General features: G+C 65.7%; 20 protein-coding genes. 18 read left to right on the top strand and 2 right to left on the bottom strand.

The window, feature by feature from the left end; genetic code table 11:
- Window positions 1-22: 22 nt before the first annotated feature.
- Window positions 23-1075: a bifunctional DNA-binding transcriptional regulator/O6-methylguanine-DNA methyltransferase Ada gene (gene ada / locus ACFQ24_RS11415; protein WP_380911272.1), complete on the bottom strand. Its 1053-nt coding sequence runs from the start codon at window positions 1073-1075 to the stop codon at window positions 23-25.
- A gap of 133 nt (window positions 1076-1208) precedes the next feature.
- Between ada and ACFQ24_RS11410 the strand changes: the two genes are divergently transcribed.
- The 9 genes from ACFQ24_RS11410 (at window position 1209) to ACFQ24_RS11370 (ending at window position 11491) form a co-directional block, all read left to right on the top strand.
- Window positions 1209-2768 (top strand): S1C family serine protease, encoded by a 1560-nt coding sequence (locus tag ACFQ24_RS11410; RefSeq protein WP_380911270.1) that lies wholly within the window; start codon window positions 1209-1211, stop codon window positions 2766-2768.
- Window positions 2769-2970: 202 nt separating this feature from the next.
- Window positions 2971-3525 carry a F0F1 ATP synthase subunit delta gene (locus tag ACFQ24_RS11405; protein ID WP_380911268.1) on the top strand — a complete coding sequence of 185 codons (555 nt, stop codon included), beginning with the start codon at window positions 2971-2973 and terminating at the stop codon, window positions 3523-3525.
- Between the two features lie 2 nt (window positions 3526-3527).
- Window positions 3528-5057: a F0F1 ATP synthase subunit alpha gene (gene atpA / locus ACFQ24_RS11400; protein ID WP_380911267.1), complete on the top strand. Its 1530-nt coding sequence runs from the start codon at window positions 3528-3530 to the stop codon at window positions 5055-5057.
- A 54-nt stretch (window positions 5058-5111) separates the two neighbouring features.
- A complete protein-coding gene (locus ACFQ24_RS11395) occupies window positions 5112-5996 on the top strand; it encodes a F0F1 ATP synthase subunit gamma (RefSeq protein ID WP_380911265.1) in 885 nt (294 codons plus the stop codon).
- Window positions 5997-6017: 21 nt separating this feature from the next.
- The gene (atpD, locus tag ACFQ24_RS11390; RefSeq protein WP_380911264.1) at window positions 6018-7463 is read left to right on the top strand and encodes a F0F1 ATP synthase subunit beta; all 1446 of its coding nucleotides are present in this window, start codon (window positions 6018-6020) and stop codon (window positions 7461-7463) included.
- 153 nt (window positions 7464-7616) lie between these two features.
- Window positions 7617-7871 carry an ATP synthase F1 subunit epsilon gene (locus tag ACFQ24_RS11385; protein WP_380911262.1) on the top strand — a complete coding sequence of 85 codons (255 nt, stop codon included), beginning with the start codon at window positions 7617-7619 and terminating at the stop codon, window positions 7869-7871.
- Between the two features lie 210 nt (window positions 7872-8081).
- On the top strand, window positions 8082-9614 hold the full coding sequence (locus ACFQ24_RS11380) for a CpaF family protein (protein ID WP_380911260.1): 1533 nt from the start codon (window positions 8082-8084) through the stop codon (window positions 9612-9614).
- 79 nt (window positions 9615-9693) lie between these two features.
- Entirely contained in the window at window positions 9694-10506 is an 813-nt protein-coding gene (locus ACFQ24_RS11375; protein WP_380911259.1) for a class I SAM-dependent methyltransferase, read from the top strand.
- A 91-nt stretch (window positions 10507-10597) separates the two neighbouring features.
- On the top strand, window positions 10598-11491 hold the full coding sequence (locus tag ACFQ24_RS11370) for a DMT family transporter (RefSeq protein ID WP_380911442.1): 894 nt from the start codon (window positions 10598-10600) through the stop codon (window positions 11489-11491).
- Here the strand turns inward: ACFQ24_RS11370 and ACFQ24_RS11365 are convergent.
- On the bottom strand, window positions 11463-11894 hold the full coding sequence (locus ACFQ24_RS11365; protein WP_380911257.1) for an OsmC family protein: 432 nt from the start codon (window positions 11892-11894) through the stop codon (window positions 11463-11465). The genes ACFQ24_RS11370 and ACFQ24_RS11365 overlap by 29 nt on opposite strands.
- Before the next feature lie 90 nt (window positions 11895-11984).
- On the opposite strand from ACFQ24_RS11365, the gene ACFQ24_RS11360 reads away from it, so the two are divergent.
- The 9 genes from ACFQ24_RS11360 (at window position 11985) to ACFQ24_RS11320 (ending at window position 20816) form a co-directional block, all read left to right on the top strand.
- On the top strand, window positions 11985-12347 hold the full coding sequence (locus tag ACFQ24_RS11360) for a PRC-barrel domain-containing protein (protein WP_380911255.1): 363 nt from the start codon (window positions 11985-11987) through the stop codon (window positions 12345-12347).
- 151 nt (window positions 12348-12498) lie between these two features.
- A complete protein-coding gene (locus ACFQ24_RS11355) occupies window positions 12499-13164 on the top strand; it encodes an RBBP9/YdeN family alpha/beta hydrolase (RefSeq protein ID WP_380911253.1) in 666 nt (221 codons plus the stop codon).
- Window positions 13165-13269: 105 nt separating this feature from the next.
- Window positions 13270-13458, top strand: a complete 189-nt coding sequence (locus ACFQ24_RS11350; RefSeq protein ID WP_380911251.1) for a YezD family protein — start codon at window positions 13270-13272, stop codon at window positions 13456-13458.
- 126 nt (window positions 13459-13584) lie between these two features.
- Window positions 13585-16059 carry a TonB-dependent receptor gene (locus ACFQ24_RS11345; RefSeq protein WP_380911249.1) on the top strand — a complete coding sequence of 825 codons (2475 nt, stop codon included), beginning with the start codon at window positions 13585-13587 and terminating at the stop codon, window positions 16057-16059.
- Between the two features lie 71 nt (window positions 16060-16130).
- A complete protein-coding gene (panB, locus tag ACFQ24_RS11340; RefSeq protein ID WP_380911247.1) occupies window positions 16131-17003 on the top strand; it encodes a 3-methyl-2-oxobutanoate hydroxymethyltransferase in 873 nt (290 codons plus the stop codon).
- 76 nt (window positions 17004-17079) lie between these two features.
- The gene (locus ACFQ24_RS11335; RefSeq protein ID WP_380911440.1) at window positions 17080-17778 is read left to right on the top strand and encodes a tetratricopeptide repeat protein; all 699 of its coding nucleotides are present in this window, start codon (window positions 17080-17082) and stop codon (window positions 17776-17778) included.
- An 8-nt stretch (window positions 17779-17786) separates the two neighbouring features.
- Window positions 17787-19136, top strand: coding sequence for an outer membrane protein assembly factor BamB family protein (locus ACFQ24_RS11330; RefSeq protein WP_380911245.1), 1350 nt, complete (start codon window positions 17787-17789; stop codon window positions 19134-19136).
- Window positions 19137-19228: 92 nt separating this feature from the next.
- On the top strand, window positions 19229-20593 hold the full coding sequence (gene der, locus ACFQ24_RS11325; protein ID WP_380911243.1) for a ribosome biogenesis GTPase Der: 1365 nt from the start codon (window positions 19229-19231) through the stop codon (window positions 20591-20593).
- Window positions 20580-20816, top strand: a complete 237-nt coding sequence (locus tag ACFQ24_RS11320; protein ID WP_380911241.1) for a sulfurtransferase TusA family protein — start codon at window positions 20580-20582, stop codon at window positions 20814-20816. Before der ends, ACFQ24_RS11320 begins: the two co-directional genes overlap by 14 nt.
- The last annotated feature ends 7 nt before the right edge of the window (window positions 20817-20823 follow it).

Genomic DNA, 20823 nt, shown 5'->3' with positions numbered 1-20823 from the left:
ACCTTTTCTGCCGTCTTTTCCTCTATTCGCCCCGTTCCCGGTCCAGCAGCGCCCGTTTGCGCTCCAGCCCCCAGGCATAGCCGCCGAGCGAGCCGTCGCTGCGCAGGATGCGGTGGCAGGGGATGAGCACGGCAAGGCTGTTGTCCCCGCACGCGCTGCCCGCAGCACGGGTCGCGGCGGGACGCCCGGCCGCGGCCGCAAGCTCCGCATAGCTGCGCGTCTCGCCGGGCGGGATCGCGCGCAGGGCTGCCCACACCGCCTGCTGGAACGCGGTTCCGCCCACGTCCATCGGCAGGTCGGGCGGCGCGGCTGGGTTTTCCACCAGCGCGGCCACCGCCTGCGCCATTGCGTCCAACGCGGCGTCGGCGGGAAGGATGTCCGCCTTCGGGAAATGCGCGCGCAGTTCCGCCTCGCCCTCGCCGAAGCTGATGCGACACAGGCCCTTCGTCGTCGCGGCGACCAGCACCGGGCCAAGGCTGGTGTCGACCGTCCGCCAGCGAATCGCGACGCCGCGTCCGCCATCCTTCCAGGCGCTGGGCGTCATCCCCAGGTGCCGCTGCGCGTCGGCATAGGCGCGGCTGGGCGCGCTGTAGCCCGCTTCATAGATGGCGTCGGTGATGCTGCCCCCCTGCCCCAGCGCCGCCTTCAGCCGATCGGCGCGCAAGGAGCGCGCATATCCGGCCGGCGTCAGCCCCGTTTGCCGCTTGAAGAGGCGATGGAAATGATGCGGGGCATAGCCGACATGCGCGGCCAAGGCGTCGAGCGCCGGAATTTCCTCGGCCGCCCGAATGAGGGCGACGGCCGCATCCACCGCCAGCCTGTCGCGCCCCACCTCGTCCGGTCGGCAGCGCAGGCAGGCGCGGAAGCCCGCCGCCCGCGCGGCAACCGGATCGGGCAGGAAGCGCATATTTTCCCGCCGGGGGTGGCGCGCGCCGCAGCTTGGCTTGCAATAGATGCCGGTCGTCGAGACGCAGCCGACGAAGCGGCCGTCCATCGCCCGGTCGCGGGCCAGGAAGGCCTGCCAGCAGGTGTCATCGTCGGGAATGGGCGGGATCAGGCGAGTCATATGGGTCATGGCCTTATGCGATAAACCGTCCCCTCCTGCCACGCTTCCCGCCGCTTGCGCTCAAAAGCCCGCCTGCCTTGCGGGGCATTCCACCATTTCCCGATTGCACGGCCGACGGGTTTCAATATGGATGCGCGAACCTATGCACGCCCTTCGCCGCCGCCTCGCCATCCTCTTCGGCTTCGCTCTCGCGCTCGCCGCGCCGTCCGTTTCGCTTGCGGAACAGCAGGACATCGCCGCCGCGGCGCGCGGGGTGGTGCGCGTCGCGCTGGTCGCGACGGACGGATCGGACGCCTACTTCGTGGGCCATGGCAGCGGCTTTGCCGTTGCGCCGGACAAGGTATTGACCAATGCCCATGTCGTCGAACTGGCTCGCGAGGAAAAGAACCTCGTCATCGGCGTCATCCCGTCCGAAGGGACGAAGACCTATGGCGGGCGCATCATCGCCTATTCGCCGGGCAACGACCTGGCGCTCATCCAGCTGGAGGAAGGGCGGCTGCCGGTCAGCACCTTCTATGCCGGGGCGGTGAGCGACGGCAGCCATGTGACCGCCATCGGCTATCCCGGCACAGTCGACCGGGCGCAGGGCCTCGGCCTCAAGCAGCTGGTCGAGCCGCTGGCGACCGTCAAGACCAGCGGCAACATCTCGTCGGGCCGCGCCAGCCAGAGCTTCGACACGATCCTGCACACCGCGCCGCTCGCGGCGGGCAATAGCGGCGGCCCGCTGGTCGACGATTGCGGCAGGGTGCTGGGCGTCAACAGCTTCGGGTCGGTGTCGGACGGCAATGACGCGGAGTTCGGCTTCGCGGTGTCCTGGCGGGAGGTCGCGTCCTTCCTGCGGCAGGCGGGCGTCTCATCGCTCCACACCGTCGTCCCCTGCCGCTCCATGGCGGAAGCAGACGCCGCGGAAGCATCCCTGACCCAGCGCGAGGCGCAGGCGAGCGAACAGAAGGACCGCGCCAGCGCACAGGCGCGCGACCAGGCGCTGGCGAAGGCGCGCGACGATGCCGAGCGCGACGTCATTACCGCGCGCGAAAATGCGATGGCGGGCGCGGCCGTGCTGCTGGCGCTGGCGGTGCTGGGCCTGGGCGCAGGCGGCCTCTTCTACACCCAGGGCAAGGAGAAGCAGTCGACCTGGTTCCTGGCGGGCGGCGGCGTGCTGCTGATCGCGGCGCTTGGCCTCTTCTTCCTCAAGCCCAGCTTTTCCAGCATCGACGATCGGGTGAAGCTGCCCCAGGATGGCGGCGTCACCAGCAACGGGGCCTTCGCCTGGGCGGGCGACAATGTCTGCAAGGTCGACCTCAACCGCAGCCGGCTGACGGTGTCGCAGCCCAGCGACATCGGCTTCAACTGGGCCGAGGGCGGATGCGTGGACGGCGGCACCCAATATGTCTCCGCCGGATCGCAATGGCAGCGGACCGGCGTGCCGGACGAAGGCAATTACGTCACCGACAGCCAGTTCGACCCCGCCACCGGGACGCTGCGCGTTCAGCGCTGGCTGCCCGATCTCGACACGATGGACAAGGTCCGCGCGCTGACCAAGGACAAGCCGGTGAAGGGCTGCGCCGCCGACGCCGACCTGCTCGCGCGCATCGCGACGCTGCGGAATGACGTCGCGGCCCTGCTGCCGGCGCAGCCCAACGAGCGCATCGTCTATCATTGCCAGAAGGGACGGCTCGCCCCGTCCGATCCAGCACCCTGAGCGATTCGGGCGGGCGGCAACGGCCGGTCGATTTTGGCGCGCATTTCCGCCTTTCGGTCGAATCGCGTCACATGACTTGCATAGTCATAATGGCACTGCTAACCGGCCCGTCGACAGGGGCTCGGGACGGGATCAGACCGCGCCCTCTTTTTGCATGACCGGCGTGGCAAGCGCCGCATAGTCAACGGAGGACGATAAGCGCGTGGAGACTAGCGGCGGTATTCAGGCCAGCCTCAGCGGCCGCTACGCGGTGGCGCTGTTCGATCTGGCCCGCGACGCACAATCGCTCGACACCGTGGCGGACAGCCTGCGCGCGCTCAAGGCCGCGCTGGCCGAATCGCCCGATTTGAAGGGCCTGATCAACAGCCCGGTGCTGAGCCGGGATGCAGCGGGCAAGACGATCGCGGCCGTGGCATCCTCCATGGGAATCGACGCGCTGACGACGAAATTCCTGGGTGTGCTGGCGCAGAACCGCCGCCTCGCCCAGTTGCCGGCGGTGATCCGCGCCTATGAAACGCTGCTGTCGAATCACAAGGGCGAGGCCCGCGCCGAAGTGACCAGCGCCCACCCGCTCGACGGCGATCAGGTGGCGGCGCTCGCCCGCAGCCTGCGCGCGCGCGCCGGCCGCGAGGTTGCGATCGACGCGAAGGTCGATCCCGCGATCCTAGGCGGGCTGGTCGTCAAGATCGGCAGCCAAATGATCGATTCTTCTATCCGTACCTGTTTGAATACGCTCGCCCTGGCGATGAAAGGCTGAACATGGATATCAACGCCGCAGAAATTTCGAAGGTCATTAAGGACCAGATCGCCAATTTCGGCACCGAAGCACAAGTGAGCGAAGTCGGCACCGTGCTGACCGTGGGTGACGGCATCGCCCGCGTCCACGGCCTCGACAATGTCCAGGCCGGCGAGATGGTCGAGTTCGCCAACGGCGTGCAGGGCATGGCGCTGAACCTGGAAGCCGACAATGTCGGCGTCGTGATCTTCGGCTCCGACGCCGAGATCAAGGAAGGCGACACCGTCAAGCGCACCGGCACCATCGTTGACGTGCCGGTGGGCAAGGGCCTGCTCGGCCGCGTCGTGGATGGCCTGGGCAATCCGATCGACGGCAAGGGTCCGATCCAGTACACCGAACGCAAGCGCGTGGAAGTGAAGGCACCGGGCATCATCCCCCGCAAGTCGGTGCACGAGCCCGTGCAGACCGGCCTCAAGGCCATCGACGCCCTGGTGCCCGTTGGCCGTGGCCAGCGCGAACTGATCATCGGCGACCGCCAGACCGGCAAGACCGCCGTCGCGATCGACACCTTCATCAACCAGAAGGGGATCAACGCGGGCGACGACGAGAGCAAGAAGCTCTATTGCATCTACGTCGCGGTCGGCCAGAAGCGCTCGACCGTCGCGCAGATCGTGAAGCAGCTCGAAGAGAATGGCGCGATGGAATATTCCATCGTCGTCGCCGCGACCGCTTCGGAGCCCGCCCCGCTTCAGTATCTCGCGCCCTATACCGGCGTCACGATGGGCGAATATTTCCGCGACAACGGCATGCACGCGGTCATCGTCTATGACGATCTTTCCAAGCAGGCTGTCGCCTATCGCCAGATGTCGCTGCTGCTGCGTCGCCCGCCGGGCCGCGAAGCCTATCCGGGCGACGTTTTCTATCTGCACAGCCGCCTGCTGGAGCGCGCGGCCAAGATGAACGACGCCAACGGCGCGGGCTCGCTGACCGCTCTGCCGATCATCGAGACGCAGGCGGGCGACGTGTCGGCTTACATCCCGACCAACGTGATCTCGATCACCGACGGCCAGATCTTCCTTGAAACCAACCTCTTCTACCAGGGCATCCGCCCGGCCATCAACGTGGGCCTGTCGGTGTCGCGCGTCGGTTCCGCCGCGCAGACGAAGGCGATGAAGAAGGTTTCCGGCTCGATCAAGCTGGAGCTGGCGCAGTATCGCGAAATGGCGGCCTTCGCCCAGTTCGGCTCGGATCTCGACGCCTCGACCCAGAAGCTGCTGAACCGTGGCGCACGGCTCACTGAGCTGCTGAAGCAGGCGCAGTTCTCGCCCCTGCCCTTCGAGGAGCAGACCGCGTCGATCTTCGCGGGCACCAACGGCTATCTCGACTCGGTCGCGGTCAAGGACGTGACCCGTTACGAGGAACTGATGCTGGCCTATCTGCGCCACGATCACCCCGAAGTGCTGGCGGCGATTCGCGACAGCAAGGATCTGGGCGACGACGCGAAGGGCAAGCTCAAGGCCGCGCTCGACGCATTCGGCAAGACTTTCGCTTGATAGACGTTATGCGCCGCTCCGGTTCGTCCGGGGCGACGCCATGAAGGGTGCAATATGCCCAGCCTCAAGGAACTGAAAATTCGGATCGGGTCGGTCAAGTCGACCCAGAAGATCACCAAGGCGAAGCAGATGGTCGCCGCCGCGAAGCTGCGCAAGGCGCAAGCCGCCGCCGAGGCCGCGCGTCCCTATAGCGAGCGCCTCGAAGCGGTGGTGGCGAGCCTCGCCACCAAGATCGCCGGCGGATCGGGCGAAGGCGCGTCTCCGCTGCTGGCGGGCACGGGCAAGGACGACGTGCATCTGCTGGTGGTCGCCAATAGCGACCGCGGCCTTGCCGGCGCGTTCAACGCGAACATCGTCAAGGCTGCACTGGCCAAGGCGCGCGCGCTGGAACTCGACGGCAAGAAGGTCATCTTCTACCTGATCGGCCGCAAGGGCCGCCCGGTCATCAACCGCGCCTATCCCGGCAAGATCGTGGCGCAGTTCGACACCACTGGCGCCAAGGAACCCGGCTTCTCGCAGGCCCAGGCAGTGGCGCAAGAACTGAGCACCATGTTCCTCGACGGCAAGTTCGACGTCGCCCACCTCTTCTATTCCCGCTTCAAATCGGCGCTGGCGCAAATCCCGACCGAGCAGCAGATCATCCCGGTCAAGATTCCGGAGACCGCCGACCGCAACGCCATCGCCGCGACGGTGGAATATGAACCGAGCGAGGAAGCGATCCTGGACGACCTGCTGCCGCGCAACGTGACGGTGCAGATCTTCAAGGCGCTGCTGGAAAACAATGCGTCGGAACAGGGCGCGTCGATGACCGCGATGGACAATGCGACCCGCAACGCCGGCGACCTCATCAACAAGCTGACCATCCAGTATAACCGCAGCCGCCAGGCCGCGATCACCACCGAACTCGTCGAAATCATCTCGGGCGCCGAAGCCCTTTAAGTGCAGGCAAGGACAGCAGTCATGGCAACCACCAACAATGTAGGCCGCATTTCGCAGGTCATCGGCGCCGTCGTCGACGTGACCTTCCCCGATGCGCTCCCGGCAATCCTGTCGGCGCTGGAAACCAGCAACAACGGACAGCGGCTGGTGCTGGAAGTCGCCCAGCATCTCGGCGAAAACACCGTCCGCACCATCGCGATGGACTCGACCGACGGTCTGACCCGAGGTCAGGAAGTGACCGATACCGGCGCGCAGATCAGCGTGCCTGTCGGCCCCGCGACGCTCGGCCGCATCCTGAACGTGGTGGGTGAGCCGATCGACGAGCGCGGCCCGGTCGCCACTGACCTCAAGTCACCGATCCACGCCAAGGCCCCCGAGTTCGTTGACCAGTCGACCGACGCCTCGATCCTCGTCACCGGCATCAAGGTCATCGACCTGCTCGCCCCTTATGCGAAGGGCGGCAAGATCGGCCTGTTCGGCGGCGCGGGCGTAGGCAAGACCGTGCTGATCCAGGAACTCATCAACAATATCGCGAAGGGCCATGGCGGCACCTCCGTCTTCGCGGGCGTGGGTGAGCGGACGCGCGAGGGCAACGACCTCTATCACGAATTCCTCGACGCGGGCGTCATCGCCAAGGACGCGGACGGCAACGCCATTTCCGAAGGCTCCAAGGTCGCGCTGGTCTACGGCCAGATGAACGAACCGCCGGGCGCGCGTGCCCGCGTCGCCCTTTCGGGCCTGACCATCGCCGAATATTTCCGCGACGTCGAAAACCAGGACGTGCTGTTCTTCGTCGACAACATCTTCCGCTTTACCCAGGCAGGCGCTGAAGTGTCGGCGCTGCTCGGCCGCATTCCCTCGGCCGTGGGCTATCAGCCGACCCTGTCGACCGACATGGGCGCGCTGCAGGAGCGCATCACCTCGACCAACAAGGGCTCGATCACCTCGGTGCAGGCCGTCTACGTCCCCGCGGACGACTTGACCGACCCGGCGCCGGCGACCTCGTTCGCGCACCTCGATGCGACGACCGTGCTCAACCGCGCCATTTCCGAACTCGGCATCTACCCGGCGGTCGATCCGCTCGACTCCACCAGCCGCGTGCTGGAGCCGCGCACCGTGGGCCAGGAACATTATGACACCGCCCGCGCGGTCCAGTCGATCCTGCAGAAGTACAAGTCGCTTCAGGACATCATCGCCATTCTGGGCATGGACGAGCTGTCCGAAGAGGACAAGCTGACCGTCGCGCGCGCGCGCAAGATCCAGAAGTTCCTGTCGCAGCCCTTCCACGTCGCCGAAGTCTTCACCGGCATCAGCGGCAAGTTCGTCCAGATCGAAGACACCGTCCGCTCGTTCAAGGCGGTGGTCGAGGGCGAATATGACCATCTGCCCGAAAACGCCTTCTACATGGTCGGCGGCATCGACGAGGCAGTCGAAAAGGCCAAGAAGCTGGCTGCGGAAGCGGCGTAAGCAACAGCAATATCGCCCCTCCCTTTCAAGGGAGGGGTTGGGGTGGGTGATGAGCGCAGCGAACATCGACCTATCCCGCAAGGTAGTAGGCGATTGCGGTGCAATCGCGCCCACCCCCGGCCCCTCCCTGACAGGGAGGGGGGAGTTTAGTTGATGGCACTGCATTTCGAACTTGTGACTCCGGAAAAGCTCGTCCGCTCGGCAGAGGTCTATCAGGTGGTCGTCCCCGGCACCGAGGGCGACTTCGGCGTGCTGGAAGGCCATGCGCCCTTCATGTCCACCGTGCGCGACGGCGCGATCCAGGTCTACGCCAGCGCGGGCGCCGCACCGGAGACCATCCCGGTCGAGGGCGGCTTTGCCGAGGTGAATGAAAAGGGCCTGACGGTTCTCGCTGAAAAGGCCGGTTGATTTCCCTCCCGCGTCTATGATCGAAACGAAGCCGCGTTCCGCAAGGGGCGCGGCTTTCGTCTTGCCGGGAGGCCCCGGTCACAATCCGTCAGCCTGACCAGCCCTGCGACATTAGCCTTTTATCAAAGTTTCCGTCTTATTCACCTTTCCGAACCCTAACGGATCGGCGGCCATCGGCATGGGCTCGGTCCGGCAAAGCGGCGGAGAATCATGAGCGCCTTTGGACGGAAGAATGGACCTGCCGGCATCAAGCCCGGCTTCGGCGTAGCCCGGCCGATGCAGGGCGGCCCTGCCCCGCGCGAGGAATTGCCGCGCGGCGGAGACCAGTTCCCGCCCCTCGACATCGCATCCCTGCCTGGCGAAACGCCGTTCGATCCGCTGGCGGCGCCGACCAGCCAGATGCAGCGCAACGCCGACGCCATGTCGCGCCTGTCCGAACGCGCCAATGCCGAGCATGTTCAGGACGCCGGCCCCACCGGGTTCGAGGCGAGCGTCCATAAGATCAAGGAACAGGTGCTTCCACGCCTGCTCGAACGCGTCGATCCCGAAGCCGCGGCGACCCTCACCAAGGATGAGCTGGCGGAGGAATTCCGCCCGATCATCATGGAAGTGCTGGCCGAACTCAAACTGACGCTGAACCGGCGCGAGCAGTTTGCGCTCGAAAAGGTGCTGGTCGACGAGCTGCTGGGCCTTGGCCCGCTCGAAGAGTTGCTGGCCGACCCGGACGTCAGCGACATCATGGTCAACGGCCCGGAGCAGACCTATATCGAAAAGAAGGGCAAGCTCCAGATCGCGCCGATCAAGTTCCGGGACGAGGAGCATCTGTTCCAGATCGCACAGCGCATCGTGAACAAGGTCGGACGCCGCGTCGACCAGACCACGCCGCTGGCCGACGCCCGCCTGCCCGACGGAAGCCGCGTCAACGTGATCGTGCCGCCGCTCTCGCTGCGTGGCACCGCCATCTCCATCCGTAAATTCTCGGCCAAGCCGATCACCATCGACATGCTCGCCCAGTGGGGCGCCATGTCGCCGAAGATGGCGACCGCACTGAAGATCGCGGGCGCGTGCCGGTTCAACATCGTGATTTCGGGCGGCACCGGCTCGGGCAAGACGACGATGCTCAATGCCCTGTCGAAGATGATCGATCCGGGCGAGCGCGTGCTGACCATCGAGGACGCGGCGGAATTGCGCTTGCAGCAGCCGCACTGGCTGCCGCTCGAAACCCGCCCGCCGAACCTGGAGGGGCAGGGCGCGATCACCATCGGCGATCTCGTCAAGAACGCCCTGCGTATGCGCCCCGACCGCATCATCCTGGGCGAAATTCGTGGCGCGGAATGTTTCGACCTGCTCGCCGCGATGAACACGGGCCATGACGGCTCCATGTGTACGCTGCACAGCAACTCGCCTCGCGAGTGTCTGGGCCGTATGGAAAACATGATCCTGATGGGCGACATCAAGATTCCCAAGGAAGCCATTTCCAAGCAGATCGCCGATTCGGTCGACCTGATCGTGCAGGTGAAGCGCCTGCGCGACGGGTCACGCCGCGTCACCAACATCACCGAAGTCATCGGCATGGAAGGCGACGTCATCGTCACGCAGGAACTGTTCAAGTTCGAATATCATGACGAGGATGACAGCGGTAAGATCGTGGGCGAATATCGCTCCATGGGCCTGCGCCCCTACACGCTCGACAAGGCGCGCATGTTCGGCTTCGACCAGCCCTTCCTCGAAGCCTGTCTGTAAGCGCCAAGCTGCCGGTTTGACTTGCCTCGCCCGTCCGGGCGGGGCACATCCTCTTCTCCCCCTAGAGAGAGGATTCCCGATGAACCGTCTCGTTCCGCTCGCCCTCGCCGCCATGCTGGTGCCGCTGGGTGCCGCCGTCGCCCAACATGCCGGCCACCATGGCAAGGCCGCCGATCCGATCGCCGCGTCGATCGCCGCCCCCAGCCGCACGCCCGCCAATATCGCGCGCGACAAATATCGGCATCCGGCTGAAACGCTGGCCTTCTTCGGCGTGAAGCCGGGGCAGACCGTGGTCGAATATGCGCCGAGCGGCGGCTGGTACTCCGAAATCCTGGCTCCGCTGCTCGCAAAATCCGGTACTTTCTACGCGCTGCAACCGGGCGGCCGCGGGCTGGACGGATACAAGAGCTTCATCGCCGCCAAGCCCGATGTCTATGGCAAAGTGAAAGTAGTTGCCTATCCGGACGAGGTGACGACGATTCCCGCCGGCACGGTCGATACCGTGCTGACCTTCCGCAACGTCCACAACATGGTGATGGGCGGAACGGAGGCGGCTACGTTCAAGGCCTTCTACACCATGCTGAAGCCCGGCGGTACGCTGGGCGTGGTCGATCACCGCCTGCCTGAAGGGCGCGACACCGCGCTGGAAAAGACCAGCGGCTATCTCAAGGTCTCGACCATCCGCCGCATTGCGCAGGAGGCTGGCTTCGAATTTGTCGGCGCGTCCGAAGTCAATGCGAACCCCAAGGATACGGCGGATTGGCCCAAGGGCGTCTGGACCCTGCCGCCCGTCCTGACCCAGAAGGACGTGGACAAGGCGAAATATCTCGCCATCGGCGAAAGCGACCGCATGACGCTCAAATTCCGCAAGCCGCTCCAGCCCACAAAATGACAAATGGCCCGGTTGCGCTGCGGCGCTGCCGGGCTAAGGGGGTGGCGTGACCGCCGCCCCCGCATCTCGTCCGCATCGCCCGCTGCTGGCGATGGCGCTGCGCCTGATGGCGGTCCTTTGCCTCTCGATCATGTTCGTCACCGGCCGGATCGCTGCCAACCATGGCGTAAACCTGATCGAAACGGCCTTCTATCGCCAGCTGATCGCGCTGCCGGTCGTGTTCGCCACGGTCGCGCTGACCACCGGCGTCGGATCGATCCGCACCCGACGCATCGGCGTCCATGCGACGCGGATGACCATCGGCCTCATCGGCATGATCCTGAATTTCTTGTCCTATATCCTGCTGCCCCCGGCCGAAGCGGCGACGATCGGCTTCACCATGCCGATTTTCGGCACGATTCTGTCCGCCCTCATTCTGCGGGAAGCAACGGGCATTCATCGCTGGGGTGCGGTGCTGCTGGGTTTTGCCGGGGTACTGGTGATGGTTCGCCCGGACGCGGGTCATTTCCCGGCGGAAGGCGTCGCGGTGGCGCTCGCCGCCGCCGTGTTGACCGCGATGGTGAGCCTAGTGCTGCGCGAACTCGGCCGCACGGAACAGGCCGGCACGGTCGTATTCTGGTTCACCCTGCTGTCGATGGCGCCGCTCGGGCTTGCCATGCTGTTCTTCGCACAGCCGCATGATGCGGCGACCTGGGGCCTGCTGTTCGTCATCGGCGTAGTCGGCGGGACGGCGCAAATTCTGCTGACCGCCGCCCTGCGTTATGGTCCGGTGTCGGTCGTGCTGCCGATGGATTACAGTGCGATCATCTGGACCACGCTGCTCGGCGCATTCATCGGCGAAGGATGGCCGATGGCAACGACATGGATCGGGGCGGTCCTCATCATCGCCAGCGGCCTCTATATCGCCTGGCGCGAGCATGTCCGCGCCAGATACCCTTTGAAGGAGCCGCCGGTCGTCAGTTCAGCAGTTCCGCCTCAAGGCTGATCTCCGCCTTCAGCAGCTTGGAAATCGGGCAATTCGCCTTGGCCTTGCCGGCCAGTTCCTGGAAGGTGGCGTCGTCCGCGCCGGGGATGGTGGCCTTCAGCGTCAGGCGGCTGGCGGTGACGGCAAAGCCGCCATCCTGTTGCTCCAGCGTGACGACGGCGTTCGTCTCCATCTTCTCGGCTGTCAGCCCCGCCTCGCCCAGGATGAGGGAGAGCGCCATGGTGAAGCAGGACGCATGCGCCGCCGCGATCAGTTCCTCCGGATTGCTGCCCGGCTGCCCCTCGAACCGCGCGGCAAAACCATAGGGATAGGCGCTGAGCGCCCCGCTCTGGGTCGAGATCGCGCCCTTTCCGTCCTTGAGGCCGCCCGTCCAGACCGCCGAACCGCTGCGATTGATCTTCATTGCCTCTGCTCCTTTGATGATGAACCGGAGGAACCCGCCGGGCTCCCCATGGTTGCCATAGAATAGCGCAATTGATGCAGGAGCGTGACGATGATCGACATTCCGGCCCATCAGGGCGATCTGATCGCGTCCGACCGGGTGGAGGGCACGGCGGTCTTCAACCGACAGGGCGACCATCTCGGTCAGATCGCCCGCTTCATGGTGGACAAGGCAAGCGGCCAGGTCCGCTATGCCGTCCTGTCCTTCGGCGGCTTCCTGGGGATCGGGCAGGATCATTATCCCCTGCCCTGGTCGATGCTGCACTATGACACGCAGCAGGGCGGTTATGTCGTCGATCTGGACAAGCGGCTGCTCGAACATGCGCCGCGCCACGGGGCGGGCGAGGATCCCCGCTATGATGAGGATTATGGCCGCAGCGTCTACCAATATTATGGGATGATCTATCCTTGGTGAGGGCTGTCGCGGGGTGAAACCGCCACCGCGAACGGGCCGTCATCGCCCTTTTTCCAACTGCCCAAATTTCACCACATTTCACCGCTGACCCATTGTCTACCGTTTGCATAGATTTATCTTGAGAGGCTCGGACAAGGATGAGGATCAGACGATGGAGCGATTCGGTTTCTCGGGTGATGCGCGCCAGCCGGTGGTGCTGACGATCCCCGGCCTTAACAATAGCGGACCGGGTCACTGGCAGACTTTGTGGGACGAACGGCGCGGCGACTGTCAACGGGTCGATCTTGGCAGCTGGGCCAGTCCGAACCGCAACGCCTGGGTCACGCGCCTGGACACCGCGATTCGCGAGGCCAACGCGCCGGTCATTCTGGCCGCGCACAGCCTGGGCTGCATGGCGGTCGCCTGGTGGGGCGCGCTTCAGAGCCAGGCCTATGGCTGGCCCGTTACCGGCGCGCTGCTGGTCGCACCGCCCGATTGCGACCGGATGGAAACGCCCGAGACGATCGGCGGCTTTGGCCCGACGCCGCGCGCCCAGCTTCCCTTCCCGTCGATCATGGTGGCCAGCCGCGACGACCCCTATATCTTCTTCGAACGGGCGCACAGCATCGGCAAGAATTGGGGCAGCCAGTTCGTCGATGCCGGCTATGCGGGCCACATAAACGCCGATTCCGGCCTTGGCGACTGGCAGTTCGGCCAGTCGCTGCTGGAACAGCTTATCGACAATGCGCGCGAACAGGCCTCCGCCGCGCGGCAGATGCGCCCCGCCTTGCCGCTGACCGTGAAGGAAGCGCGGCCTTCCCAAGCCATGCATCCATAAGGCTCACCCCCCGAAGGGGCGCGACAAGACAAACTTGCGCGCCCCTTAATTTTGCTTTTTTGTCTATCTTTGAGGTTGAGATAAGGAAGGCAGCATGAGGTGCCTATGAGCGAACACAGACCGATCGACATCCGCCACGCCCGCCCGGAAGGCCAGCGCGGCGATATCATCGCAAGCATCGAGAAAGTGCGCGACGTACTGGAAGGGCTGCGCTTCGGGTCGATCACGCTCACCGTGCACGACTCCCGCGTGGTCCAGATCGACGTCACGGAAAAGACGCGGCTGACCGCCTGACCGGCATCGCCGGCCTGATACCAAGTCCGCGCGAACCGGCGCGGCGGCCTGCGGCTCGGGGGACCGGCAGGTGACACAGGGAAGCCCCCCAATCGTCCACCGGACATCCGGAACAAGGGGAATGACATGATTGCGCGTACCATATTGCTGGCCGGCGTCGCGGGCCTTTGCTTCATTGCGTCGGCCGCATCCGCGCAGGAGCCCGCGCCCGCTCAAGCTGCGCCGGAACAGGGAGCCACCAGCGGATCGCCGCGCGGCGACGTGATCGTCGTCACCGCTCGCCGCCGCCAGGAAACTGCGCAGCAGGTGCCGCTCGCCATCTCGGTCATCCGCGGCGACAGCATTGAGGCGACCGGCAATTTCAACGTGGTGAAGCTGCAGCAGCTTGCACCAACGCTTCAGGTCTATACCACCAACCCGCGCAACACATCGGTCAACATCCGCGGCCTGGGCGTGCCCTTCGGCCTGACCAGCGACGGGTTCGAGCAGGGCGTCGGCATCTATGTCGATGACGTCTATAACAGCCGCGTCGCCGCCGCGACCTTCGATTTCCTCGACGTCGCGCAGGTGGAAGTGCTGCGTGGGCCGCAGGGCACGCTGTACGGCAAGAACACGACCGCCGGCGCGATCAACATCACCACCAACCAGCCGACTTTCGATTTCGAGGGCCGGGCCGAGGTGACCGCCGGCAACCTCAACTACAAGCAGGCGAAGGCCGCGATTTCCGGCCCCTTGTCGGAAACTGTCGCGGCGCGCGTCGCCGTCGCCACCACCAGCCGGCGCGGCACGCTCTACAATGTCGCGACCAGGCGCTGGATCAACGAACAGGACAATCTCGGGCTGCGCGCGCAATTGCTGTTCCAGCCCACGGAAGATCTCAGCATCACCCTGTCCGGCGATTACAGCCGCCAGGATCCGGAATGCTGCGGCACCACCTTCGTGCGCGTGGGCACGACGCAGCGGCTACTGACCCGTCAATATGATGCGCTGGTCGCGGCCGCCAACGCCGCCGGCCGCAATTATCAGGTGCCCAGCCGCAATCCCTATGATCGCCTCTCCGACCTCGACAGCAACCTCAATGCCGGCAACAAGATCGGCGGCGCCTCGCTGAAGGTGAAGTGGGACGTGGGGCCGGGCACGCTGACCTCCGTCAGCGCCTGGCGCTTCTGGGATTGGAAGCCGGAAAACGACCGCGACTTCACTGGCCTGTCCATCGTCGCCCGTTCGCAGAACCCGTCGCAGCAGGACCAGTATAGCCAGGAATTCCGCTACAATTACGAAAGCCAGGACATCGACTTCGTGGTCGGCCTGTTCGGCTTCAAGCAGCGGATCGACACGCAGGGCGTCGAATCGCAGGGTGCGGATGCCAGCCGCTGGAGCCTGACCAACGCGGCGCAGATCAACGCCGGCATCCTCAACGGCCTGACCGCCAGCAACACCCAGTATCTCAAAAGCACCAGCGCCGCGCTGTTCGGCCAGCTGAGCTGGAAGGTCACGCCCGAACTGACGATCCAGCCGGGCGCGCGGATCAACTATGACAAGAAGTCGGGCTTCTACCAGCGCGTGGTTACGACCGGATCGGGTCAGGTAATCGCCAGCTGCGCGCCCGCAGCGACGGCCGGCAACGCGGTCCTTGCGGCGCAGTGCGGCGTATACCAGCCGCAGATCAGCGCGCCCTCGGCCAGCGACTGGAACTTCACCTACGACTTCAACATCAACTACAAGATCGCGCCGGACGTGCTGGCCTATGCCACCTATGCCAAGAGCTTCAAGACGGTCGGCATCAACCAGAACGGCCTGCCGCTCGACGCCAACAACCAGCCGATCCTGAGCGCGGGTACGGTGAAGCCGGAGTCGGTCAACCATTTCGAGGCGGGCCTCAAGACCCAGTTCCTCGATCGCCGCGCGACCTTCAACCTCACCGCCTTCCGCACGGAGATCAAGAATTTCCAGGCGACGGTGAACAACGGCCAGTTCGGCGTGCTGCGCGGCTATCTCGCCAACGCACAGAAGGTCCGCTCGCAGGGCATCGAGGCGGACTTCAAGATCCTCGTCAGCGACCGCTTCACCGCCTACGCGAACGGCGCCTATACCGACGCCAAGTACAAGAAGTTCGTCGACGCGCCTTGTCCGCCGGAACTGGCCGGCGGTACGGTCACCACCAACGCCGCGCAGTGGAGCCCTGCGGGACAGGCCGGCACGGCGGCCAACCCGTCCTTCAGCCGCCCCAATTGCGACATTTCCGGCCAGCGGCTGCCGGGCGTGTCCAAATGGGCCTTCTCCTACGGCGCGGAATATAACATTCCCGCCCACCTCCTCGACAAGGACGGACAGGTCTATCTGGGCGTCGATGGCAATTATCGCTCGCACTGGAACTCGAACGCGTCGCCGTCCATCTATACGGAGGTCAAGGGCTATGCCCTCACCAACCTGCGTGCCGGCTTCCGCGGCGAAGGGTTCGATGTGTTCGGGTGGGTCCGCAACGTCTTCGACGTCGACTATATCGAGAATCTTCAGGTCGCGCCGGGCAATGTCGGCCTGATCGCCGGCCAGGTGGGCGATCCGCAGACCTGGGGCGGCACGATCAAGGTCTCCTTCTGATCGCACGGACGGGGCGGCCAGCTGGGCCGCCCCATTTGCGCGGGGCGTCGCGCTGCGGTAGAGCGCGTCGCATGTCCACGACCTTCACCCTTGACACCGCGACCAGCCGGGCCAATCCGACGCCCGCGCCGATGAAGCGGCTGACCGTACCCGCGATCCAGCGGCGCAAGGTCGACGGCAGGACCGCCGACCCGCTGGTGATGCTGACCGCCTATACCGCGCGGCAGGCGCAGTTGCTCGATCCGCATTGCGACATGCTGCTGGTGGGCGATTCGCTGGGCCAGGTAATTTACGGCCTGCCTTCCACCCTGGCAGTCACGCTGGACATGATGATCGCCCATGGCGCGGCGGTGGTGCGCGGCAGCTATCACAGCCTCGTCCTCGTCGACATGCCCTTCGGTGCTTACGAAGCCTCGCCGGCGCAGGCCTTCGCCAGCGCCAGCCGCATCATGGCGGAAACCGGCGCGGCGGGCGTGAAGCTGGAGGGCGGCGTGGCCATGGCCGAAACCATCGCGTTCCTCAGCCAGCGGGGCATCCCGGTGATGGGCCATGTCGGGCTGACGCCGCAGGCGGTCAACGCGCTGGGCGGCTATGGCGCGCGCGGCAAGAGCAAGGCGGAACATGCCAAGATCGTGGCAGACGCAAAGGCGGTGGCGGATGCCGGGGCGTTCGGTTTGGTGATCGAAGGGGTGATGGAGGAGATCGCCGTCGCCGTCACCGACAGCGTCGCCATCCCCGTCATCGGCATCGGCGCATCGGCCCGTTGCGACGGGCAGGTGCTGGTGACGGAAGACATGCTGGGCATGTTCGACCGGGTGCCGCGCTTCGTCAAACGGTTCGAGAATATCGCCGCGACCATCAGCGCCGCCGCCGAACAATATGCCGCCGATGTGCGGGCCCGCAGCTTCCCGACCGAAGAACAGGTCTATCGCCCCAAAAAGTGATTTGCCTGTGGCATAAGCGCCGCTATTGATCGCGCCTTCCGTCCGCACGTTTCTGATCCATGTTCCGGAGTATATCGTGGCCCTGACGCCGCAAAACAGCGAAGTCTTCATGCGCGAGGTCGACGAGGCCGTCCGCCAGGACCAGCTTCTGACCTTCTGGCAGCGTTATGGCCGCCTGCTGCTGGCGGCGATCGTGCTGGGCCTAGCGGCCTTTGGCGGCTGGCTCTACTGGCAGCATCATGTCAAGACGCAGTCGGAAGCGACCTCTGAGCAGGTGGATACGGTGCTCGCGGCCGCGATCGGCGGCGGTACGCCGGATGCCAAGGCGCTGGACGCGCTGACGCAGGCCGACCAGCCGGGCTATCGCGCCGCCGCGCTGCTGACCAAGGCAGGCGTCGCATCGCGTAAGGGCGATACCAAGGGGGCGGTCGCCATCTATGCAGCGATGGCGGCGGACAGTGGCCTGGACCAGCCCTATCGCGATCTGGCGCTGATCCGGCAGACCGCGCTCGAATTCGACAGCCTGAAGCCCCAGCAGGTGGTGGACCGGTTGAAGCCGCTGGCGGTCGAAGGCGCGCCCTGGTTCGGCAGTGCGGGCGAACTGGTGGCGCTGGCCTATGTGAAGATGGGCAAGTCGGACCTCGCCGGCCCCATGTTCGCGGCGATGGCGAAGGATGCGGGCGTTCCGGACTCGATCCGTTCACGCGCGCGTCAGATGGCAGGCGTCATGGGGATTGACGCGGTCGAGATTCCGGCTGAGCCGAACGAAGGATAATCGAGCGGATGGTGAGCATGAAGAGCCTGTCGCCTCTGGGGCGCAGCGTGACGGCAGCGGCGATGATCGCGCTGCTGGCCGGGTGCGGCATCGTCGGCGGCAAGAAGGGCGGCCCCAAGACCCCGGTCGTGGGCAACCGCGTTTCGATCCTCAACAATGAACAGGGGGTCGAGGCGGACCCGACCCTGGCGGATGTGCCGGTCAGCCTGCCCGCGCCCTACGTCAATGAAGAATGGTCGCAGCCCGGCGGCGGCCCGTCCAAGGCGATGGGCCATGTCTCGCTCGGCGGATCGCCGGCGCAGATCTGGACGGCCTCGATCGAGGGCAGCACCCCGCAGGCACGCCTCGCTGCTTCGCCCGTCGTGTCGGGCGGGAAGCTGTTCGTGATCGACAGCGGTGCCCATGTCATTGCCTTCGATGCGGCAAGCGGGTCGAAGCTGTGGCAGACCAGCCTGCCAGCCGATGGCAAGGGCAATGGCCGCGCGCTGTTCGGCGGCGGCGTCAGCGTTCTTGGCGATCGCCTCTTCGCCAGCACGGGCATCGGCGACGTCGCCGCGCTGGAGGCGGCGACCGGCAAGATCATCTGGAAAAAGCATCTGGGCGGCCCGTTGCGCGGCGCGCCGACGCTGGAAAACGGCCACGTCTATGTGATGGGCCAGGACAACCAGGTGTTCGCGCTGAACCAGAGCGACGGCGAAACCCAGTGGACCGATAGCGGCACGCTGCAGGTCACCGGCATCTTCGGCGTCGCCGCGCCGGCCGCGGCGCAGGGCACCGTGATCGCGGGCTACAGCTCGGGCGAAATCAGCGCCTATCGCTATGAAAACGGCCGCAGCCTATGGGGCGACGCGCTGTCGCGCACCAGCATCTCGACCGCGGTGGCGACGCTGACCGATATCGACGCCGATCCGGTGATCGATCGCGGGCGCGTGTTCGCCATCGGCCAGGGCGGCCGCATGGCCTCCTATGAACTGACCAGCGGCCAGCGCCTGTGGGAAATCAACATCGCCGGGATCTCCACGCCGTGGGTCGCGGGCGAATGGGTGTTCGCCGTCACCAGCGACGCGCGCCTGCTCTGCGTCGCGCGCGCCACCGGCAAGATCCGCTGGGTCAGCCAGCTGCGCCGCTGGCAGAAGGAAAAGAAGAAGGACAAGGCGATCCGCTGGACCGGTCCCGTTCTCGCGGGCGGCAAACTGATCGTGGTGTCGACCCGGGGCGAGATGGTCTATGCCGATCCCGCCACCGGCGCGGTGCAATCGACGCAGGATCTAGACCGGTCCATGTCGCTGTCGCCCATCGTCGCCAACAACATCCTTTACGTCCTGGCCGACGACGGGAAGCTGACGGCGTTCCGCTAACGCCCCCGATATGTTATGCGGCGCACCCGCGCAGGCCCGGCCTGCGCGGGTGCGCTGTTTTGATGACGTGATGATTTTGGAAGGAAACGGGCATGCTGCCCACGGTAGCCATCGTCGGACGCCCCAATGTGGGCAAGTCCACCCTGTTCAACCGGTTGGTCGGCAAGAAGCTGGCACTGGTGGACGACCAGCCCGGCGTGACCCGCGACCGGCGGGAGGGCGAGGCACACCTTCTTGGCCTCGACTTCACCATCATCGACACCGCCGGTTACGAGGATGAAGACCCCCAATCCCTGCCCGGCCGGATGCGCATCCAGACCGAAGCGGCGGTCGACAATTGCGATGTCGCGCTGTTCATGATCGACGCGCGGGCGGGCATCACCCCGCTGGACGAGGAAATCGCCCGCTGGCTGCGCGCCAATGACGCGCCGGTGGTGCTGGTCGCCAACAAGGCGGAGGGCAAGGCGGCAGACCCCGGCGTCATGGAGGCGTTCGGCCTCGGCCTTGGCGAACCCATCCCCTTTTCCGCCGAACATGGACAGGGTCTTGCCGACCTGTTCCAGGCGCTGCTGCCGCATCTGGAGCGAGAGGATGCGGAGGAGGAGAAGGAATTTTACGAGGATGACGAAAGCGCGCCACTTAAGCTCGCGATCGTCGGCCGCCCTAACGCGGGCAAGTCGACGCTCATCAATCGGCTGCTGGGCGAAAACCGGCTGCTGACCGGCCCGGAAGCCGGCATCACGCGCGACAGCATCGCCGTCGACTGGTCCTGGACCAGCCGGGAGGGGGTCGAGCGCCCCGTCCGCCTGATCGACACTGCGGGCATGCGCAAGCGCGCCAAGGTGCAGGACAAGCTGGAAAAGCTCGCCGTCAGCGATGGCCTGAACGCCGTGAACTTCGCCGAAGTCGTCGTGCTGCTGCTCGATTCGACGCGCGGGCTGGAGGCGCAGGATCTGCGCATCGCGGACAAGGTGCTGGAGGAAGGGCGCGCGCTCGTGATCGCGCTCAACAAATGGGACACGGTCGAAAACGGGTCGGCGCTCTATCAGGGCATCAAGAAGGCGCTGGACGATGGCCTGGCGCAGGTGCGCGGGGTGCCGATCATGACCGTCTCCGCCGCCACCGGCAAGGGTCTGGACGACCTGATCCACGTTGCCTTCGAAACCCGCACCGCCTGGTCGCAGCGCATCTCGACCGGCGTCCTCAACCGCTGGTTCGAGCGCGCGCTGGAAGCAAATCCCCCGCCTGCTCCTGGCGGCAAGCGGATCAAGCTGCGCTACATTACCCAGAACAAGACCCGTCCGCCGACCTTCGTGCTGTTCGGCACGCGGCTCGACGAACTGCCCGAAAGCTATCGCCGCTATCTGGTGAACGGCATCCGCAAGGAACTGGGCTTCGGTGCGGTGCCGGTGCGCCTGACGCTGCGCAGCGCCAAGAACCCCTATGGCAACAAGTGACGCCGCTCCGCTCATCGTCAACGCGCGGGGGATGAAATGCCCCTGGCCGGCGTTGCGGGCGGCCCGCGCCCTTCGTGAGGTAGCGGCCATCGTGATCGAGGCGGACGATCCTGTCGCCCCGACCGAGCTTGAGGCGCTGGCCGCCTCGCAGGGCTGGACCCTCAACCGGCTCGACGAACACCGCTTTTCGCTCGCCCGTCCCGATGGATCGCCCGCGCCTTAACCGCCTG

It is taken from the genome of Sphingobium olei, from assembly GCF_042678845.1.
Classification (GTDB): domain Bacteria; phylum Pseudomonadota; class Alphaproteobacteria; order Sphingomonadales; family Sphingomonadaceae; genus Sphingobium; species Sphingobium olei.
The sequence above is the reverse complement of the archived record's forward strand: the minus strand, read 5'-3'. Positions and strand labels throughout refer to the sequence as shown.